Source organism: Flavimarina sp. Hel_I_48 (assembly GCF_000733945.1).
Lineage (GTDB): Bacteria > Bacteroidota > Bacteroidia > Flavobacteriales > Flavobacteriaceae > Leeuwenhoekiella.
This window is the reverse complement of the sequence record NZ_JPOL01000002.1, coordinates 1,936,949-1,955,621: the sequence shown is the minus strand read 5'-3', so window position 1 is coordinate 1,955,621 and position 18,673 is coordinate 1,936,949. Positions and strand designations below refer to the sequence as shown.

The following is an 18,673-nucleotide window of genomic DNA, read 5'->3' as shown; positions in this document are numbered from 1 at the left end:
CATGCTTAAAAGATGTAAAGAAAATTTGAATTCAACAAATAAGAAGACCTCACAGATTCCAATAGCTGGGATCTGTGAGGTCTAGACTTTTACAGATCAATTCTAAGCCTTAATCAACACTATTCGGAAACTTCCACAAACAAATAATTCAGGTTTTTCTCATTAAACGCTTTGTTGAATTCTACAACTTGCTGGGATAGCAACGCATTAAATTCAGACAACTGTTTATCTATTTTTTTGGTCAGCTCTTTTTTGACGGCCAGATCCTGATCAGTGGGTCCAAAATCGCCCATACCTACTAAACTGTTCAAATGCGCCAATTTATTGGTCAATTTGATAGGAAAATTCAAAGGATCTTGTCCACTTCTGTTTTTGGTCTGGTACAATGCTTTTTCTACAGATTCCAGGCTATCAGAAAGCGTTTCAGCCTTTTCCCGTAGTTCTTTCAACGCTGAATCATCTTTGTACTGTTTTGTAAAAGCTTTAAGTTGGTCATTGATATTCCGTATTTTCTTAATGCTTTTATGTGCGTCATCCACTGTTTTGTTTACTTCGGTGATAAAATCAAATTGCGCCTGCAAATCGGCTACGGTAGACTCTGCACGAGGATCTGGGACAACGGTATAATTTTGCTCATAATCTGTGCCGTTTACATTGAGTTTTACGGTATAATCACCGGGAATTTGTTTTGGCCCATCTGTGCTTGCCCACCATAAAATCATACCGTCAAGGCGCTCTGCGCCTTCATAGGTCATATCCCAGACAAACTCGTTACCTCCTTTTTTCGGTTCTAATTTGTTCTTATCGCTTTTAGAATTGTAAGATTTTATGGTGTCGTTTTGCGCATCAAAATAGGTAAGGGAAATACTGTCATTTTCCGCATCAAATTCCGGCAGGTAATAATAGGTTATCACGCCATTGGGATGATTTGTACCAGCCGTTTTGCTCTCCCGGCTACCACCCTCTGTCCTATATACTTTTTCTGGCTGAAAGATCATCGGTTTATCTGTATTTTTCACATCGTATAATTGATGTAAAAGGGTAAGGTCATCAATGATCCAGAGGCTTCTGCCCTGGGTTGCGACAATAAGGTCATTGTCTTTTATCGCCAGGTCGGTTATGGGTACAATGGGCAAATTCAACTGAAAAGGTTTCCAGTTTTCACCATCGTCAAAGGAAATATACATCCCGGTTTCTGTACCGGCATAGAGCAAACCTTCTTGCTTGGGATCTTCCCGAACCACACGCGTAAAATGTTCTTCAGGAATTCCCTTGGTGATCTTCTCCCAGGACTTACCGTAGTCTTCCGTTTTGTACAAATACGGCGCAAAATCCCCTGATTTATATTTTGTTCCGGCCACATAACATGTTCCCGCATCAAAGGCACTGGGTTCAATGCTGTTGATCATCATCCATTCTGGCATTTTCTTCGGCGTTACATCTTCCCAGTTTTTCCCTCCATCACGGGTAACATGAATGCGTCCATCATCGCTGCCCACCCAGATTAACCCTTCTTCTAACGGACTTTCATTTGCAGCAAAAATGGTCCCGTAATATTCCACGGAAGTGTTATCCTGAGTAATCGGTCCGCCGGAAGATTTTAGCGTGGTAGAATCGTTTCTGGTCAGGTCTGGACTTATAACTTCCCATCTCTGGCCTTCATTTGTAGTGACATGTACGTGGTTAGAAAAGGTATATAGTTTGTTGGGATCGTGTTTTGAAAACATAATGGGAAAATTCCATTGAAAACGGAATTTCATATCCTCGGCCCCGTGTCCCATAGGGTTATCTGGCCATACCGAAACTGATCGCACCGTGTTTTTCTCATGATTCATACGGGTAAGAAAACCATCATAACTGCCGCCATAAACAATCTCCGGGTTTTCTGGATCCACGGCGATATGGGCACTTTCGCCACCGGCTGTAGACTCCCAGTCCTCGTCCCCAATGGAACTGGCGCCACTGCGATGTTGTATGCGCACGGTAGAATTGTCCTGCTGCGCGGCATAAATACGGTACGGGAAATGATTATCTGTAGTAATGCGGTAAAATTGCGCAGTGGGCTGATTGTAGTAGGTACTCCAGGTCTCTCCACCATTGTAAGTTACCTGGCCGCCCCCATCGTCTGCCATGATCATGCGTTTTGGATCGTTTGGAGCGATCCATAAATCGTGGTGATCGCCATGTGGCGCTTCATGTGCCTCAAAAGTTTTTCCGCCATCGGTGCTTTTGTGATAATCTACGTTGAGTACATACACCGTATTCTCATCTTGCGTATCTGCATACACGCGCATGTAATACCACGCGCGTTGCTGCAGGCTTCGGTCTGTATTGATAAGCGACCAGGTCTCCCCGGCATCATCGCTACGGTAAAGTCCGCCTTTTTCTTTATTTTCCACAATTGCCCACACGCGCTCAGAATTTACGGGCGAAACCGTAACGCCAATAATGCCTAAAGTATCCTGCGGAAAGCCTTCATTTTTGGAGATTTCGGTCCAGTTTTCACCGCTATCGGTACTTTTCCACAGCGCAGAACCAGGGCCGCCACTGCTCAGGCTGTAAGGGGTGCGTTGCATATTCCATGTGGAAGCATATAAAATACGCGGATTATTGGGATCAAGTAAAAGATCTACAGCGCCGGCATTTTCATTGGCAAAAAGTACTTTTTTCCAGGTTGTACCACCGTCTACGGACTTGTAAACACCGCGTTCTTCGGTAGGTTTATAGATGTTGCCCAAAACCGCTGCGTAAACAATATCAGGGTTTGTGGGATGCACGCGCATACGCGGAATATGCCTGCTGTTCTCAAGCCCAATGTGTTTCCAGGTCTTCCCGGCATCTATGGATTTATACGCCCCATAACCGGAAGAAACGTTACCGCGCACCGTTTCTTCACCGCCGCCCACATAAATGATATTGGGATCGCTGGGAGCAACCTCAACAGAACCAATGCTCCCACCAAAAAAGCCATCGGAGATGTTTTCCCATTCCCGGCCGCCATTGGTAGTACGCCAAACGCCACCGCCGGTAGCACCAAAATAAAAGAGGTCTGGTTTACCGGCAACGCCGGTAACTGCAGCACTTCGTCCCCCACGAAAAGGACCTATCAAGCGATATTCAAGCGCAGAATAAAGGGATTCATCAAAAGCTTGCGCCTTGAGTTCATCTGGTTTTGCAAAAGCAATTAAAAGGAGTAATAAAAGTAGGTTTTTTGTAGTTTTAATCATGTTTTAGGTGGTTTTTGGTTAGGGTTTCTACTGGTGTGTAAAAAAGAATGAACAGCTACGGTTTCAGCTATTATTTCATAAATAATAACAAATGCAAATTTATGGACAGGTACCTGCCTAAAGCCTTTACCTATTTCCCTGTAATGAAATGGTTCTTGCTCTATGTCGTCAAGCATATCGCTGATGCGACTCAAAAAATCTTGAGCAACTCTTCGATTAATGTTTGAATAATAATCAATGGAATCCTTTAATTCAATTGTTGCTATGGGGGTTAGCTTAATTCTATAAGCCATACTCCTTTCTAAGTTCTGACTCAAAATCTACCCAATCAGTCAATTCCAGAGTTCCTCTTTTAAGTTTTTGACTTTCCTCTTCAAGTTGTTTCCATTTCCAATCAGGAATTTGAAATCCCGTATTTACAGTATAAGTAGTTTCGCTTTCAGCAGCTTGCTGATTTTTTTGATCTTTCTCAGTCCCGGGATAAGGATAAAATCTAAGTAACACATCTAACAGCAAATCACTGTCATTGCATTCTTTCAGCTCATCTTGGATCGCTTTTTTGAGTTCATTAATATTCATTTAGAGGATTTTTTATGAAATAAATTTCTAAAAATAGCGAAAAACAGGTGAAAATTGTCCGAATTTAAAGCGTTTTTAATCAATTTTCTACCTAAAACACCGGTTTTTTGAGATATAAAATATTTATCTATTCCTGAAAAAAACTGATAGAAGAACCTATCCACGTATCTTGCGTTAAGTAAGAAACGTTTATGAGTTCGCCTTTGCTCATGCGCGTAAGATTGACCACAGGTTTAAGTTTATCTTGTTCCTTATCCCAAATGTAGAGCATGCGCAGCTCTACTTTTGAATTCTTTTCGGTATTTGTTTTGATGAGCGGGGCGTATTCCACTTTTTTCTGCAGAATGTAATTTTCCTTATCTGTAATGGCATTAATAGTTTCCAGATCAGGATGTAGGTTGATACCTTTTCCCGCGAAAGAAAACAAAGGTTTCAGTACATAATCCTCTAATACTAAATCCTGTGGAAAATCATTCAAGTAATAAGACTTTGGAATGAAATCGTGTTTTAAAAGTGGCAAAATACACTTGGAAATCATAAAAAACCAGTCCGGGTGCGTCACCCATTCCACATCCAGGTCATCAGTAAGCTGAAATTGTGTCTTGAGCTCTGGGATATTCTTGAGTTCGTCAACGATAACACGGTTATAAATACGTTTTATACGTGTTTTTTGGCCATTTTTAGTGTAAAAAAGCTGTTTTCCCTCTTTCGTAATTTTGGTCATGCAGACCGTTGCAATGCCCAGCGCCTGTTCTGTAGCCTTGAAATCGATACTTGTTTTTTGCTTTTCCGGAAAGATTTCCATCAGGATTACTTCTTCTTTTGGGTGCCCGTCAAGAATCAGTTTTTTTAGTTCTTCTATGTACTGATCTTCGTTCAGATTACTGAAAAAGTAATGAAAATCCCCCTTGGGAAAATTGGGGTAATTTTTCAAATAAGCGTTGCCCAGAAAGGGCTGATAGAAAAATAGCGAAGGGAAAGCCTGTAGTTCTATCAACTGCGGGACGACCTCGCCATTTTCTGCGGTGCAAAGTCCAAAATCGATGGCCAGGAAATGAGGTTTGCCCAGCGGTGCAGGACATTGCAATCCTTTCGGGATAAATTGCTCCCTTATTGCTTCCAGATCGATCGTTTCCAGTTGTTCAATAATTGCCCCACAAGCGTCAAAAACCTTCTTTTTTAGTGCTTTATTGATAAAAACAGGTGTTTCTGAAATCCGAAATCCGCAGGGTTCGCCAAAAGTGTCCAGCACTTCCTGCTGCAAGTTTTGATAATACTCTTCTTTATAACTTGCATTGAATTTGTTTCGGATTTCTGGGATCATAAGGGTACGTATCTGTTTTCTTCAATATGCTCTGCTGCCCTTGCTAAAAAGCGCGGGATTATCAGTTTATGGGTCATTAATATTTTATCATCGTCATCCAGAAAATCCATCATTTGGATGTATTTTTTGCTTCCGTAGCGCTTTACGATCTGGCTTCGTTTTTCCTTTTTTTGAAAGTAGCGCATCATGCCCTCAGCGTCTGCCTCGGGATGAAACTGAACGCCAATAATCTCTTCACTAAAGCGAATGGCCATTATAGCACGTTCCAACTGTATATGGTTCCGCATTTTTTCCTTGCACAAAATGGAACCTCCCATATTCTCAATTTTCAGCTTATTGGGTCGCACAACCTGATAATCGCGCGAATCTACCGCATAGAAAGGATTGTAAAGCCCTTCCAGCAATTCATCGGTCTTGCCAAAATCTGTCTTGTGCACGGGCATGATCCCGAAGGATGTCGATTTGCGCTTGGTTACTTTGGCCAGATCCCAGTGCAATACGGCCAACTGGAACGAGTGGCAGATCAAAAACACAAATTTTTTATTGTGGTTGATCAGGTTGTGGGTCAATATTGAATCTAAAAAATCAAAATATGGCGCTTCCCAGGATTCGCCCTGCACTAGCGGTGACCCAGGACCGCCAGAGGAAATAAAAATGTCGTAATCCTTAATATCTGGAAGTTCATTTTCGGTACGCACCGAAAAAATATCATAATTTCCCTTTATTCCTTCTTGCTCTAAAAATTGCCCACTGATCATTTGTATGCAGCGCATACCTTCATTTTGCACACCCGCATTCATGTCTAAAATTGCAATTCGATACGTATTCTCCATCATTCAATCTTTTGTAACGGGCAAAATTACGGATTCTGTAGGCTATTTCTTATGGCTGGTTGTTAAAATTCCCATCCCCAACCCTTCCCCAAGGGAAGGGAGATAAACCTAACAATTAAATAAATATTTTTTTGATTATAACTTCATAAACTCCTCCCCTTAGGGGAGGCTGGGTGGGGATATTGGGAAGTTAAAGCCCCTTTCCTGTTTCACCCACAATGTAGCGCACCACTTCCTTGAGATCCCCGGTTTCCTTAAATACTGCCAGCTGGCGGTCTGCCCCAGATCCCTGCTGAATCATATTATGAACGAAGTTGACCTCTTTACGGCAGCCCAACTCATCAACCACATCATCTATAAATTCTAAAAGTTCGTTGATCAAAACCGTAAAATTCACCTCTTCTTTTTTACCAAAGTCAATGAGCTTTGCATCTACTCCCCAGCGCGCCGCCCGCCACTTATTTTCATTGATAAGTACGCGGCGATACGTTCTAAACGTAAGGTTTTGCTCCTGCAGCTTGTGCAGCTTTGCAATAATGCACTGCATGAGCGCGGCTATACAGATCACTTCATCAACCGTCATGGCCATGTCGCAAATGCGAAATTCTACCGTGGGAAAAAATGGATGTAACCGAATATCCCACCAGATTTTCTTACCGTTATCAATACAATTAGTTTTAACCAGGATCTCAACAAACTTATCATATTCTGCCACACTGCTGAAATATGGTGGAATGCCCGTACGTGGAAATTTATCAAAAATCTTAGAGCGGTAGGATTTAAAACCGGTATCGCGCGCTTCCCAGAAAGGCGAATTTGTGGACAACGCATACAAATGCGGAAGAAAGTACCGCGCTACGTTCATAATTTGCAGACCCTCCTCCCGGTCAGGAATACCCACATGTACATGCAGTCCAAAAATAAGATTGGAGCGCGCCACATCTTTCATTTCCTCGATGAGCGCATCGTAACGTGGGTTTGGTGTGATCAACTGGTCGCTCCAATGCGAAAAAGGGTGTGTACCCGCCGCGGCTACCTTCATTCCTTCATTATCGGCCAACTGAATTACCTGCTGGCGCAGATAAGAAACCTCATCCCTCGCCTGGTTGATGTTCTCACAAACATTGGTTCCCATTTCCACCACGGCCTGGTGCATTTCTTCTTTAATGCGTTCCTGCAGAAAAACCTTGCCACCGTCCAGAATTTTAGACATGTGGGAGCGCAGCATCAGCGTATCACTATCAAGAATCTGGAATTCTTCTTCAATTCCTAAAGTAAAGTTTTTCATAAAGTTGGGTTTTGGCTAACGTACGGGTCGAAGAAAACATAGCATATCCCTGATATCACCTAAACAATTAGGATAAGGTGATACAGGTATAGACTATTTTAAAATAACAAAAGCAGTGAAAATGACTATTTTTTTGCTTTTCCTTTTGCAGGAGCCTTAGCTTTTGCTTCGGTGGATTTTTCCTTGGTTGCAGTCGGTTTTTTTGTCTTTGCGGCAGGTTTTTTGACTGAGGTTTTTTTGGCTTCCGCAGCATTTTTCAAGGGTACTTTCTTAGTTTTGGGCTTTGATTTAGAAACTGCGTCCTGAACAAAGGTTCCCCATGAGGTATTGTCCTGCTTCGGTTTGTGGGCTTTTGCCTTTTCGATGGCATATTTAGCCGCATGCTCCACGATCCATTCAAAATTATCTTTACCTACTGAATTTATATCTGCGTCTGGCGCAGGATTGCAAAAATCTATGGCATAAGGCACACCATCACGAATGGCAAATTCTACCGTATTAAAGTCATATCCTAATGCCTGGTTAAGTTTTAGGGTATAATCTGTAATGGTTTTCATCAATTTTTTATGCTCTGCACCCGTTGTTTTTGGTTCGGTTGCGTAGCGGTCGTGAAATTCATTTCTGGGTTCGTAGGGCATAATGTGCACATACTTTTGACCCAGGCAATACACACGGTAGTAATCGTCAAAAACAATTTCTTCCTGAAGCATCATGACCAGCTGGCCCGTTTCTGCATGACATTTAAAAAGATCTTCCGCGTTGTTTACTTTATACACATTCTTCCAGCCACCGCCGTCAAAGGGTTTCATAAATGCTGGGAAGCCGATGTAATCAAATATATATTCCCAGTCCATAGGGTTTTTCAGGTTCCTGAAAGAAGTTTCTGAAGTATTGTCTGGCCTGTGGTTAGAAGGCAGCAAGATTGTTTTTGGCACCGGTACGCCCAGTTGCATGGCAAGGCAGTTATTGAAAAATTTCTCATCTGCACTAAACCAGAACGGATTATTGATAACTGCAGATCCCATTAAAGCGGCATTTTTCAAATATGCGCGATAAAACGGGACTTCATGAGAAAGACGGTCAAAAATGACATGATATCCATAATCAACCCCTTGCTGTACTTTATCTATCTGTACCGCTTCTGCAACGATCTTGCCCTCGCCCAGTGCGTTGACGCGATCAATAAAAGCCCATGGAAACGTATCTTCCATACCGAATATTATTCCTACTTTTTTTGTCATGATCTATATTGTTTAAAATTGGTTTATCTGTATTGTTCTTTAAAAATAAGTTGCTATATATTCCGGGAACACCATTTTCCATAAAGGCCAGTCATGCTCCATCCATCTGCGCTCATCATACCAGTGCGTGATACCTTTTGTATTGAGTACATGATGCATACGCTGGTTTCTGGAAAGGCAAATATCCCAGTCTGAAGTATTGAGCACGATATGCATGTGGTTATACTTCCAGGGCTCATCGTTAAGCACAAATTCGTCTGGGCAGTTAAAATAAATGCGCATATCATCAGAGAGTGGCGTAAGGTTACGAATATTGAACACGCCAGACATGGAAAACAGATGCGATACCAGGTCTGGAAACCGGAAAGCAATGTTCCCTGCGTGATAACCACCAAAACTGCACCCCGCAACCGCCACGCGGTGCGTATTGCAATCCTGCTGAATCTTGGGAATCAACTCCTGCACCATAAACTCCAAGTACTGTTCATAATTAGCAATCTTGTTCTCAGAAGACATATGGTCTGCATAAAAAGACCAGCCGTCAAGCGTTTCAATATTATAGAGTTTTATCCTTCCCTGATCCACATAATGCATGACCGTCTCATTAAGGCCAAAATCCCTGTTTTGGGTATAAGTGCCGTATGAAGAAGGGAACATTAATATGGGGTGCCCCCAGTGACCCGTCACCTCAATATCAATGATTCGGTTTAATATATTCGAGAAATAGGGAATGTGTGAAACAGTTGCCATTGCTTTAAATTTATAATAAAAATGAATTAAAAAAAGGAATTGTCAAATAAAAACAGAATAATTCAGCGCTATAATTATTTTATTTTCAGAATCCTTATACTTGCATTATAAACGTTGTCATGCATTTTCACATAAACCATATTAGCATAAAAGGCTGCCTGTATTCTGATCATTTGGAACGTACGGTGGATTTTCGGCTCTTTGCCCCGCCTACTTTTTGGAACAATCCAGAGAAGTTTCCGGTATTGCTCATGAACGACGGTCAGGACTTTGAGAAAATGGAGCTGGAAAAGACACTTTCCCATGCGTTTGCTTCTGAACAAATCAAATCGTTTATCTATGTGGGGATTTCTGCCGGTAACCGCCTACAGGAATACGGTACAGCTGGTTGTGCCGATTTTAAAGGTCGTGGTGCACGGGCAGAAAAATACAGTAGGTTTATACTGAAGGAACTCATTCCATTTCTTAAAAAAGAGTTCAATGCTTCACATGAAAAAGCCGACTGGGTATTCTGCGGGATGTCCCTTGGCGGACTCAATGCTTTTGATATTGGCTTCAATAATCCCGATTATTTTGACAAAATTGGCGTTTTTAGTGGTTCTTTCTGGTGGCGCAAAAAACCGTATATAAAAGGGGATATGGTTGACCGAAGCCGTATTGTGCTTGATATGGTCAAAAATGCGGAGCATGACTCCCATCTTAAATTCTGGTTTCAGTGCGGTAGCCAGGATGAGCGTGCAGACCGCAACGACAATGGGATTATAGATTCAATTGACGACACGCTGGATCTGGTGAAAGAATTACAGACAAAGGGCTATTCTTTTCCGGGCGATATAACTTATGTGCAAGTAGAAGGCGGAAAACATGATCTGCCAACGTGGGCAAAAGTTTTTCCCGAGTTTTTGAGATGGGCTTTTGGGGAGGGCGATTGAGTTTATTTTGGCTTAGTGGAAGGATTTCTGTTGGTATTGAAAACAGAATATATGTATAAATAGTCCTCTAATTGTTCATAAATTATAAGAAAAGGAAAACGCTTTATGACCGCCTCTCTAAATCCTAGATTATTTTTTCTGAACGTCCGCGGGTTCTGTAAAATAAGATCAAAATAGTAATCAAGCTCTTTTAGAAAATTGTTACCAAGATCCGTTCTCGAGACATTATAAAAATGAAAACTTTTTTCTATTTCAAGCTCTGCTCTTGGTAAAATTATAAGGATTAAACTCATTGTCTCCTATCCTTGAGCCTTTTAAAAACTTCACTCCAAGGTTTACCCTGTAATTCACCTTTCAATAGTTTTTTTCTGTCCTCAAGTAAGAGTTTATAATGCGCTTTAGGAACGGCAGAAGAACTTTTATATTCGGTCTCTGGCTCTTCAGCATACATGTTATCTTCAGAATATGGGGAGTCTGGGATGAGTTTGACCAACACATCGAGCAGTTTATCGCGGTCATCACATGTATTGAGCTGTTCTCTAATCGCCTGTTTTATTTCGTTGATTTCCATAGCATTAATTGAACATTAAATATAGTTAAAAACCCAGTGTTCTTCAGAATTTTTGCTCATAAGATGGAGATAGCCAATTTGGTCTATTACTAAAAGAGAGTAAAAAGCTTCTCAAAAGCAACACCTTTTTATAATTCTAATTAGAAAGATCATATCCCATTACGGAATACCGTAAAGTAAATTCATCGTAAACCCATTAATTTGATTTTTGTACAGGGATTCAACATTTGAATCCAGTAAAAGTGAAGCTCAGAAATCACTTAAAAAAACGAGGGGAAACCGAAAAGCCTTAAGAGTAGGGTTTAAACAAAATTAAAATATGAAAAAATTACTTTTACACACTTTTTTTATTTTATTAATCTCAATTCTTTTCTCAAGTTGTGCAGCTGGCCTAGCCGGATCTTTGAATGATTCTGCCGCCTTGAGCTCGAATAATTTTAGTTACGTACAAAAAAACCTTTTGGGTAAAGCCCAAGCGACCTATGTTTTGGGTATTGGTGGAATGAATAGAGAAGCCATTGTTAATGAGGCCAAACAGAATATGTTAGAAAACTATTCTTTAAAAGATGGCCAGACCTTAGCGAATACAACGGTTAATTTCAAATACTCTAACTTTTTAGGTCTTATCGCCACCTATAAATGCTATGTCACGGCAGATATTGTACAGTTTAAATAAGATAAATTTTAACATTAAATCGGATTTTCCGGATGTCTTCGTTAAATCCGATTTTTAATTTTGAATGAATGATCTACAACTTTATAAATCGGTCGGTTTCGCTAATTTTAGTTGCTATACTCCTCATGGGCTGCGGAAGTACAACTGTTATTGATTCCATACCCTCAAATGCTAATTTATATATTAATGATCAAAATGTCGGTCAGACTCCATATAAACATAGAGATTCAAAGATTGTCGGTAGTTCAAATTCCATTAGAATAGAAAAAGAAGGATATAATTCTTATAAAACGTCTTTTTCAAAAGATGAAAAGGTGGCTGTAGCACCATTAATTGGAGGTGTTTTCTTCTTGGTTCCATTCTTATGGGTTATGAAATATGAAAAAGGACATCTATACGAACTTATTCCAAAGGAAAATCAACAATAAATATTTCTTGATACTACAGCAACGTCTTTATCATTTCCCTATTCAAGCAATATCTAGTTAACAATATTAGAAAGTACATTGGCAATAGAAAAGAAATCCCTACACCTAGTTTGCCAAATAATTGGGCAAAATAAGTACTACGGTAAAAAAAATTCTCGACGCGTTAGGGATTGCAGTGGAAATCCTTTTTGCTCGTTCCTCACAAAAAGATTGAAACGTAAAGCCCGACCCACAGGGAAACGCCCAAAAAACCGGCGAATTAGCCAAAAAACAGTATAAGAATTAACAAAATCAGGTTAATATTGAAGTTGTTTAGTTTTGCGCTACTGCGCTTTCCTGAAATTTAATTTTCAACCAACGTCTTCCTGATCTCCCTGTTTAGAAAATATCCGGTAACAATGGTAGATAGCACATCTGCGATGGGAAAAGAGATCCATACACCCAGTTCACCAAAATAGTTGGGCAAAATAAGCACTAGCGGTATAAAGAAAAATCCCTGCCGCGTAAGCGTGAGCAATAGCGCAGGTCTTGCTTTACCAATCGCCTGAAAATACGCCGATCCTATCAACTGAATACCAATAATGGGAATGGCTGCAAAAACCCAGCGCATGGCCCAGGGCGTATCCTGGAGCACCGCTACATCTGTGGTAAAAACCGAAACGATTTCCTGGGGGAAAATCATGATCAAGGCAAAAATCAAAACCGCGAGTCCGCAGGAATAATAAATTGCTTTGTTGATCGTCTCGCGTACGCGCGTGTATTTTTTTGCACCATAATTATATCCTGCAATAGGTAAAAATCCCTGTGTTACTCCTAGAACTGGGAATAGGGCAAACATGAGCATACGGCCAATGATCGCATAAACCGTAACCGAGGCTTCACCGCCCAGATCAAAAAGGATATTGTTCATGAGCAAATAGGTAATGCTCACAACCGCCTGCCGTGCAAGGGTCACAAAACCCAGGGCAGAAATCTCCTTTAAAATGCCAAAATTGATCCCAAAATGGCCAAAATTGATCTTTAATTCGGAGTTTTTACTGAGAAAATACCAGAGAATATAAAGAAAACAAAAACCATAGGAAACCGTGGTTGCCCAGGCCGCCCCCGCCATGCCCATATCAAGGACATTGATCAAAAGATAATCAAGCAATAGATTCCCCACCGAAGGAAAAATCATGGCCACCATCGCGAATTTTGGGTTGCCCTCTGCCCTAATCACATTGTTACCCATCATGGAAAGGGCCAAAATGGGCACACCATAAAGTACAATACGGTAGTAGACTTTTGCCGGCTCAAAAATATCTCCCTTTCCGCCAAAAGCGGGAATAAGATCATCGATAAAAACAAGGCCCAGAATGACCATGCCAATGGTAAGTGCCAGGGTAATGGTAATTTGATTTCCGAAGGTTTTTAGTGCTTTAGGCCTGTCGCCAGAACCCAGCGCACGCGAGATGATACTCGCACCACCAATCCCTATGGACATGCCCAACGCTGCTATAAAAAAGGAAACCGGAAGCACCACATTAATAGCGGCAATGGCAATAGAACCTATCCAGTTGCCCACAAAAATAGTGTCAACCAAGATATTGAGCGACATGACCAGAATCCCAATCGCCGAAGGCACCGCCTGTTTTATTAATAAAGTACCTATGGGCTCTATGCCCAGTTTTTCTGATTTATTAGGAGTTGCGCTCAAGCTGCAGTATGTGTTCTAATTGTTTTTTATTTTCAGGGAGATTCGTCGTGATAATTTCCCGGATTTGCTTTTTATTTACTGCAAAATATCCATGAGTAACAAAATTCCGTAACCCATACATCTTTCTCCATGGAACCTCATTATATTTTTTCTGAATGAGATCAGGTATTTTATTAGCGGCTTCTCCAATAATTGTAAAATGCATTAAAACAGAATACAGGGTTTTTCTGTCTTCAATAAAATCTTCAAAGTCCATCTTATAAGTATATTCCAAAATCTCATTCATAGAGAATTGAATATCCTCTAAATACATAAGATAATTTCGGCTTTGGTTTTTCAATCAAATATAATTTACCTGGCTCATTACCTTTTCCCTAATTTGATGTTTTATGCAGTGCGGTTCAGCAAGATCCACTTTTCTTCCAAATACATCTTCCAGGTATATCCCCAATGAAAAATAATCCCATCCTTTAGGTCTTTGTTTATACGTAACCACAAGATCAATATCACTATCTTCTGATGCTTCATCTCTTGAAAAGGACCCAAAAAACCCAATGGTTTCCACGCCAAAGCGATCCCGAAGTTCAGGCATTAGCGCCTGAAGCTTCTCCAGTATTTTTGCCTTTGTAAGCATTTTCCCAATGGTTTTAGGTAAAGTTAACGCAATTTGACTGATATTTTTTTGAGTGCAATATAATCGCTCCCATTTTAAGGCTTTGTAAAATTAAGCAATCGCCTTGCTCGCTTCTACGATCGCCCAGTCATTGATCCAGGTGGAAACAACAAAGGACCAATCATCACGGTCGTTTAGGCAGGGGATCGTAGTAAACTCTTTACCCCCCATTTCATGAAAGATTTCTTCTCCCTCCATAGCGATTTCTTCAAGTGTTTCAAGGCAATCACTTACAAATGCGGGTGTTACGATGGCCATTTTTTTAATGCCTTCTTTACCCATGCGCTCAATGGTGCGGTCTGTATAGGGCTGCAACCAGGGATCAAAGCCCAGACGCGATTGAAATGAAGTGGAATAAGTACCTTCTTTCAGGTTTAAGAATTCGGCAACCTGCCTGGTCGTATCATAACACTGGTGGCGGTAACAAAACTGGTGCGCGGCAGAGGGCGTCTGGCAACACTGGCCGTCTATTTTACAATGGCTCTTGGTCACATCGCTTTTTCTGATATGTCTTTTAGGTACGCCATGATAGCTGAACAGCAGGTGCTCGTAATCCAGATCCTTCAATTTCTCGCCTATACTATTCGACAGCACTTCAATATATTCGGGTCTGTTGTAAAAAGCCGGTATATCTGAGAAGCGCATATGCGGAAAATGCTTTTTGCGCAATTCTTCTGCGAGGACAAGAATAGTTTCTGTTGTTGCCATGGCAAACTGTGGATACAACGGAAGGATCAAAACCTCATCAACTCCTTGTTCATCAAGTTTTTTGAGTCCGCTGAGCATATTTGGTGTTCCATAACGCATGGCAAGTTCCACGGGAACATCCACATTCTCACGAACCTTTTTTTGTAAACGCTCACTTAGAACGATCAAGGGCGAACCTTCATCCCACCAGATTTTTGAATACGCTGCGGCAGATTGTTTGGGTCGTGTGTTAAGTATGATCCCTTTTACAAGCAAGGTGCGCGCCCAGTAAGGAAGATCGATCACGCGGCCATCCATTAGGAACTCACCCAGGTAATTCTTCACATCTTTAGGATCTGTACTTTCTGGCGAACCCAGATTGACCATTAAAACGCCTTTTTTCATAGCTGTGATTTTATTCGCAAGTTACAACTCTCCATTTCCGAAAACAGGATTTCATATAAGCTTTGTTAAGGTTAAGATCACTCTTTCTTATGATAGCGCCTTAATCCGCTAAAGTTACTTTTAGAACAAAGTAAAATCTCGTAAATAAAAAACCTCGTCAATCTAATGATTGCTGAGGCTTAAAATTTGTAAAAAAGATCGGGCTTCCTTCGGCGCGTTCCTTGCTCAGGATAAACTTCTCGCCCTAAAACAGTAGGCCAAAAACAAAAAAACCACAATGTATCGACGTTGTGGTTTCCATTACGTGGAGAAGATCGGGCTTCCTTCGGCGCGTTCCTTGCTCAGGATAAACTTCTCGCCCTAAAACAGTAGGCCAAAAACAAAAAAACCACAATGTATCGACGTTGTGGTTTCCATTACGTGGAGAAGATCGGGCTTCCTTCGGCGCGTTCCTTGCTCAGGATAAACTTCTCGCCCTAAAACAGTAGGCCAAAAACAAAAAAACCACAATGTATCGACGTTGTGGTTTCCATTACGTGGAGAAGATCGGGCTCGAACCGACGACCTCTTGACTGCCAGTCAAGCGCTCTAGCCAACTGAGCTACATCCCCATTTTTATTTGAGTGGGCAAATATAACTAAATTCCGCATTAAAAAAACAAGGTATTTGCGCATAGTTTAAGTTTGTATTTTACGTCCTTAAAATTTTACTATGATCCGTTTGGCAAGAAAAGGAGATATTGACGCAATTCTTAAATTAACCCGCGCCTGCGCACAAAAAATGATCGATGTCGGCATTTTTCAGTGGAACGAGGAATATCCTTCCCGCGCTGCTTTTGACAATGACATAGCGCGCCAGGAGCTTTATGTTCTTGAGGAAGCAGAAAATCTTTTGGGCTGTGTTGTAATTTCCACTTTTGAAGATCTTTTTTATAAGGAAGTAACCTGGTTGTCAAATGATGATAAACCTTCCGTTTATATCCATAGATTAGCGGTTCATCCTGATTATCAAGGTCAGGGAATCGCCCAAAATTGATGTTTTTTGCCGAAAATCTGGCGAAAGAGGGTAATTTTCAGTCGGTACGGCTGGATACGTTCAGTCAGAATGAGCGGAATCAGAAATTTTATGAAAAACGCGGTTATCAAAAACTGGGTGCCATTTATTTCCTCAAACAGAGCAAACATCCTTTTTACTGCTACGAACTGCCACTAAATGGTTGATTTTTCCGCCTCCCATCCCCTCACAAAGAGAGGAGCATACTGAAAAAAAAAACAATACTTTACCTAATGCGCACAACATCCCCACTTTCCTTTAAAAACATAAACAGGCTTGCAATTCCTGCTCTGCTCACCGGCATCGCAGAACCTATACTTTCTGCGACTGATGCCGCCGTGGTGGGAAATATTGAGATCAATCCCACCGAAGCACTTGCCGCGGTAGGTATTGTGGGCTCTTTTCTATCAGCTTTGATCTGGGTGCTGGGACAAACAAGAAGCGCATTGCAGGCCATAATCGCTCAGTATTATGGCGCCGGCAAAATTGACGAAATCAAGAATCTCCCTGCACAGGCTGTTTATTTAAACATAATTCTCAGCATACTGATTCTGGGAGGAACGCTGCCTTTTATCAATGGTATATTCTCACTTTATAACGCTCAGGACCTAATCCTGGAGTATTGTGTGGAGTATTATGGTATTCGCGTTTGGGGATTTCCCCTTACGCTGCTTACCTTTGCAATTTTTGGTATTTTCCGTGGATTACAGAATACGTTTTGGCCTATGGTGGTAGCAATTATTGGTGCGCTGCTCAATATAGGTCTTGATTTTGCCCTTGTGTATGGTATAGCAGACTGGCTTCCTGAAATGGGCCTGCGCGGCGCGGCCTACGCCAGTCTTATCGCACAGGCGGTCATGGCCCTGCTTTCCCTTATTTTGTTGTTCTGGAAAACCGATATTTCCCTAAAATTACGTTTCCCCATAAATCCAGAATTATACCGACTCATCGGTATGGCGCTCAACCTTTTTGTGCGTACCATTGCGCTCAATCTCGCTTTGTACCTGGCCAACTCGTTCGCGACAGATTATGGTCCTTCTTTTATCGCCGCGCAGACCATATTGATAAATATCTGGTTGTTTTCCTCCTTTTTTATAGACGGTTATGCAGCGGCGGGCAATATCCTGGCAGGGCGTTTGCTGGGTGCAAAAGACTATGATGGGCTGTGGCAACTGAGCAAAAAAGTAAGTTTGTACGGCGTGGGCGTTTCCATTTTTTTAATGGTTGTGGGAATGCTTTTTTATGAACCCCTTGGACTTATTTTTAGTAAAGAACCTGCGGTTATTGCACGGTATTCCGCAATTTTCTTTATTATCATACTGATGCAGCCCATTAATGCAATCGCTTTCATCTTTGACGGGATTTTCAAAGGAATGGGCGAGATGAAATACCTGCGCAACGTGTTGTTGTTGGCCACATTCTTTGGCTTTGTACCCGCGATTTTCATCGGTGATTACTTCGGGTTGGAACTTTATTCCATCTGGATCGCCTTTAGCGTATGGATGCTTATTCGTGGTGTCGCACTGATACTAAAATTCAGAAAACGTTTTAAACCGAAGGTCTCCGAAGCAATATGAAAAATTAGTTTTAGGCCAAATAACAAATAAAAATAGCGGTGAATTTTATCTTGTTTTTAGCCATCCCGTGATGCTTAGGCGTTCTGAAGCCAATACCGGTTTTACTTCGTGCTCTAAAACCTGACTTTCAAAAATAACCATTTTGCCTGCCTGCGGAAGTATTTTTAATTGTTCTTCCCCTTTTTCAGTAGGCAGGTATAAAATGAGTTCGCCACCATTACTTGCTTCCCAACTATCATCATTAAGGTAACATACCAGCGACAGTTTCCTTCGGGAATCGTTTTGAAAGGTATCTAAATGCCTTCTATAAAAAGTACCTTTTGGGTAGACCGCATAGTGAAATTCCTTTTGTATTATTCCTAAAAAGCAGGTGCGGTTAAGGTAAGCAACAAGGTCATTGGTTTTAGAAAAAAACCTGGCCTCTTCTTTGCGATTTTCGGCTTCATTGATCCATTTAATAAAATCGCCACGTATGGTCTTATCAATCTCTTCGTTAAATTTATTGCCTATTGCCGCTTTTTTAAAACTATCAGCCTCATAAATATCCCTTAGGGACTGGCGCAATTCTTCAACTTCGCTTACATCAAAAAAATTTTCAACTATTGCGTATTTCTGCTGCAGCAGATCGTCAATGATACGCTCGTAAACAGGATTTTCTACAAAATCCAATTGCTCAAAAAGTTGTTCTTTCATAAGTGCGAATTTAAACCTTAGCCAGTACGCATTGGTCATA

General features: G+C 41.2%; 18 protein-coding genes, 1 tRNA gene and 2 pseudogenes. 5 read left to right on the top strand and 16 right to left on the bottom strand.

Translation table 11 applies throughout. The features are described 5' to 3' along the window. Window positions 1-119: 119 nt before the first annotated feature. The 8 genes and pseudogenes from P162_RS08655 to P162_RS08620 form a co-directional block, all read right to left on the bottom strand. Complete coding sequence (locus P162_RS08655; protein ID WP_031426911.1) at window positions 120-3,227, bottom strand: WD40/YVTN/BNR-like repeat-containing protein; 3,108 nt, start codon at window positions 3,225-3,227, stop codon at window positions 120-122. Then, window positions 3,224-3,520: a type II toxin-antitoxin system RelE/ParE family toxin gene (locus P162_RS08650; RefSeq protein ID WP_031426910.1), complete on the bottom strand. Its 297-nt coding sequence runs from the start codon at window positions 3,518-3,520 to the stop codon at window positions 3,224-3,226. Before P162_RS08650 ends, P162_RS08655 begins: the two co-directional genes overlap by 4 nt. Further along, window positions 3,510-3,806, bottom strand: coding sequence for a hypothetical protein (locus P162_RS08645; protein WP_031426909.1), 297 nt, complete (start codon window positions 3,804-3,806; stop codon window positions 3,510-3,512). The genes P162_RS08650 and P162_RS08645 overlap by 11 nt, the downstream gene beginning before the upstream one ends. 127 nt (window positions 3,807-3,933) lie before the next feature. Beyond that, window positions 3,934-5,130, bottom strand: a complete 1,197-nt coding sequence (locus tag P162_RS08640) for a hypothetical protein (protein ID WP_031426908.1) — start codon at window positions 5,128-5,130, stop codon at window positions 3,934-3,936. Beyond that, window positions 5,127-5,963 (bottom strand): type 1 glutamine amidotransferase, encoded by an 837-nt coding sequence (locus tag P162_RS08635; protein WP_031426907.1) that lies wholly within the window; start codon window positions 5,961-5,963, stop codon window positions 5,127-5,129. The genes P162_RS08640 and P162_RS08635 overlap by 4 nt, the downstream gene beginning before the upstream one ends. Before the next feature lie 190 nt (window positions 5,964-6,153). Continuing rightward, window positions 6,154-7,251 carry a carboxylate-amine ligase gene (locus tag P162_RS08630; RefSeq protein WP_031426906.1) on the bottom strand — a complete coding sequence of 366 codons (1,098 nt, stop codon included), beginning with the start codon at window positions 7,249-7,251 and terminating at the stop codon, window positions 6,154-6,156. A 293-nt stretch (window positions 7,252-7,544) separates the two neighbouring features. Next, a pseudogene (locus tag P162_RS08625) lies at window positions 7,545-8,492 on the bottom strand (RimK family alpha-L-glutamate ligase); the annotation flags it as partial. Window positions 8,493-8,531: 39 nt separating this feature from the next. Continuing rightward, complete coding sequence (locus tag P162_RS08620; protein WP_031426904.1) at window positions 8,532-9,242, bottom strand: alpha/beta hydrolase-fold protein; 711 nt, start codon at window positions 9,240-9,242, stop codon at window positions 8,532-8,534. A gap of 119 nt (window positions 9,243-9,361) precedes the next feature. On the opposite strand from P162_RS08620, the gene P162_RS08615 reads away from it, so the two are divergent. Beyond that, window positions 9,362-10,174, top strand: a complete 813-nt coding sequence (locus P162_RS08615) for an alpha/beta hydrolase (protein WP_051907834.1) — start codon at window positions 9,362-9,364, stop codon at window positions 10,172-10,174. A gap of 2 nt (window positions 10,175-10,176) precedes the next feature. On the opposite strand, the gene P162_RS18060 is transcribed toward P162_RS08615, so the two are convergent. Both P162_RS18060 and P162_RS08605 read right to left on the bottom strand, forming a co-directional pair. Continuing rightward, window positions 10,177-10,467, bottom strand: coding sequence for a type II toxin-antitoxin system RelE/ParE family toxin (locus P162_RS18060; RefSeq protein ID WP_031426902.1), 291 nt, complete (start codon window positions 10,465-10,467; stop codon window positions 10,177-10,179). After that, window positions 10,464-10,745 (bottom strand): hypothetical protein, encoded by a 282-nt coding sequence (locus P162_RS08605; RefSeq protein ID WP_031426901.1) that lies wholly within the window; start codon window positions 10,743-10,745, stop codon window positions 10,464-10,466. Before P162_RS08605 ends, P162_RS18060 begins: the two co-directional genes overlap by 4 nt. Before the next feature lie 319 nt (window positions 10,746-11,064). On the opposite strand from P162_RS08605, the gene P162_RS08600 reads away from it, so the two are divergent. Both P162_RS08600 and P162_RS08595 read left to right on the top strand, forming a co-directional pair. Then, window positions 11,065-11,421 carry a DUF6567 family protein gene (locus P162_RS08600; protein ID WP_051907833.1) on the top strand — a complete coding sequence of 119 codons (357 nt, stop codon included), beginning with the start codon at window positions 11,065-11,067 and terminating at the stop codon, window positions 11,419-11,421. Between the two features lie 68 nt (window positions 11,422-11,489). Then, on the top strand, window positions 11,490-11,849 hold the full coding sequence (locus tag P162_RS08595) for a PEGA domain-containing protein (RefSeq protein WP_031426899.1): 360 nt from the start codon (window positions 11,490-11,492) through the stop codon (window positions 11,847-11,849). A gap of 343 nt (window positions 11,850-12,192) precedes the next feature. Here the strand turns inward: P162_RS08595 and P162_RS08590 are convergent, their stop codons facing one another. The 5 genes from P162_RS08590 to P162_RS08570 form a co-directional block, all read right to left on the bottom strand. After that, window positions 12,193-13,545, bottom strand: a complete 1,353-nt coding sequence (locus P162_RS08590; protein ID WP_031426898.1) for an MATE family efflux transporter — start codon at window positions 13,543-13,545, stop codon at window positions 12,193-12,195. Further along, a complete protein-coding gene (locus tag P162_RS08585) occupies window positions 13,529-13,858 on the bottom strand; it encodes a DUF86 domain-containing protein (protein WP_031426897.1) in 330 nt (109 codons plus the stop codon). The genes P162_RS08590 and P162_RS08585 overlap by 17 nt, the downstream gene beginning before the upstream one ends. A 27-nt stretch (window positions 13,859-13,885) precedes the next feature. Next, on the bottom strand, window positions 13,886-14,179 hold the full coding sequence (locus P162_RS08580; RefSeq protein WP_031426896.1) for a nucleotidyltransferase family protein: 294 nt from the start codon (window positions 14,177-14,179) through the stop codon (window positions 13,886-13,888). 90 nt (window positions 14,180-14,269) lie between these two features. Continuing rightward, the gene (gene hemH, locus P162_RS08575; RefSeq protein ID WP_031426895.1) at window positions 14,270-15,310 is read right to left on the bottom strand and encodes a ferrochelatase; all 1,041 of its coding nucleotides are present in this window, start codon (window positions 15,308-15,310) and stop codon (window positions 14,270-14,272) included. A gap of 537 nt (window positions 15,311-15,847) precedes the next feature. Continuing rightward, window positions 15,848-15,921, bottom strand: a tRNA-Ala gene (locus P162_RS08570). 100 nt (window positions 15,922-16,021) lie between these two features. Here P162_RS08570 and P162_RS18055 point away from each other — a divergent pair. Continuing rightward, window positions 16,022-16,530, top strand: a pseudogene (locus P162_RS18055) (GNAT family N-acetyltransferase). Between the two features lie 66 nt (window positions 16,531-16,596). Beyond that, window positions 16,597-17,940, top strand: a complete 1,344-nt coding sequence (locus P162_RS08560; RefSeq protein ID WP_031426894.1) for an MATE family efflux transporter — start codon at window positions 16,597-16,599, stop codon at window positions 17,938-17,940. A 45-nt stretch (window positions 17,941-17,985) separates the two neighbouring features. Here the strand turns inward: P162_RS08560 and P162_RS08555 are convergent, their stop codons facing one another. Further along, on the bottom strand, window positions 17,986-18,633 hold the full coding sequence (locus P162_RS08555) for a 2OG-Fe(II) oxygenase (protein WP_031426893.1): 648 nt from the start codon (window positions 18,631-18,633) through the stop codon (window positions 17,986-17,988). Window positions 18,634-18,673: the final 40 nt, after the last annotated feature.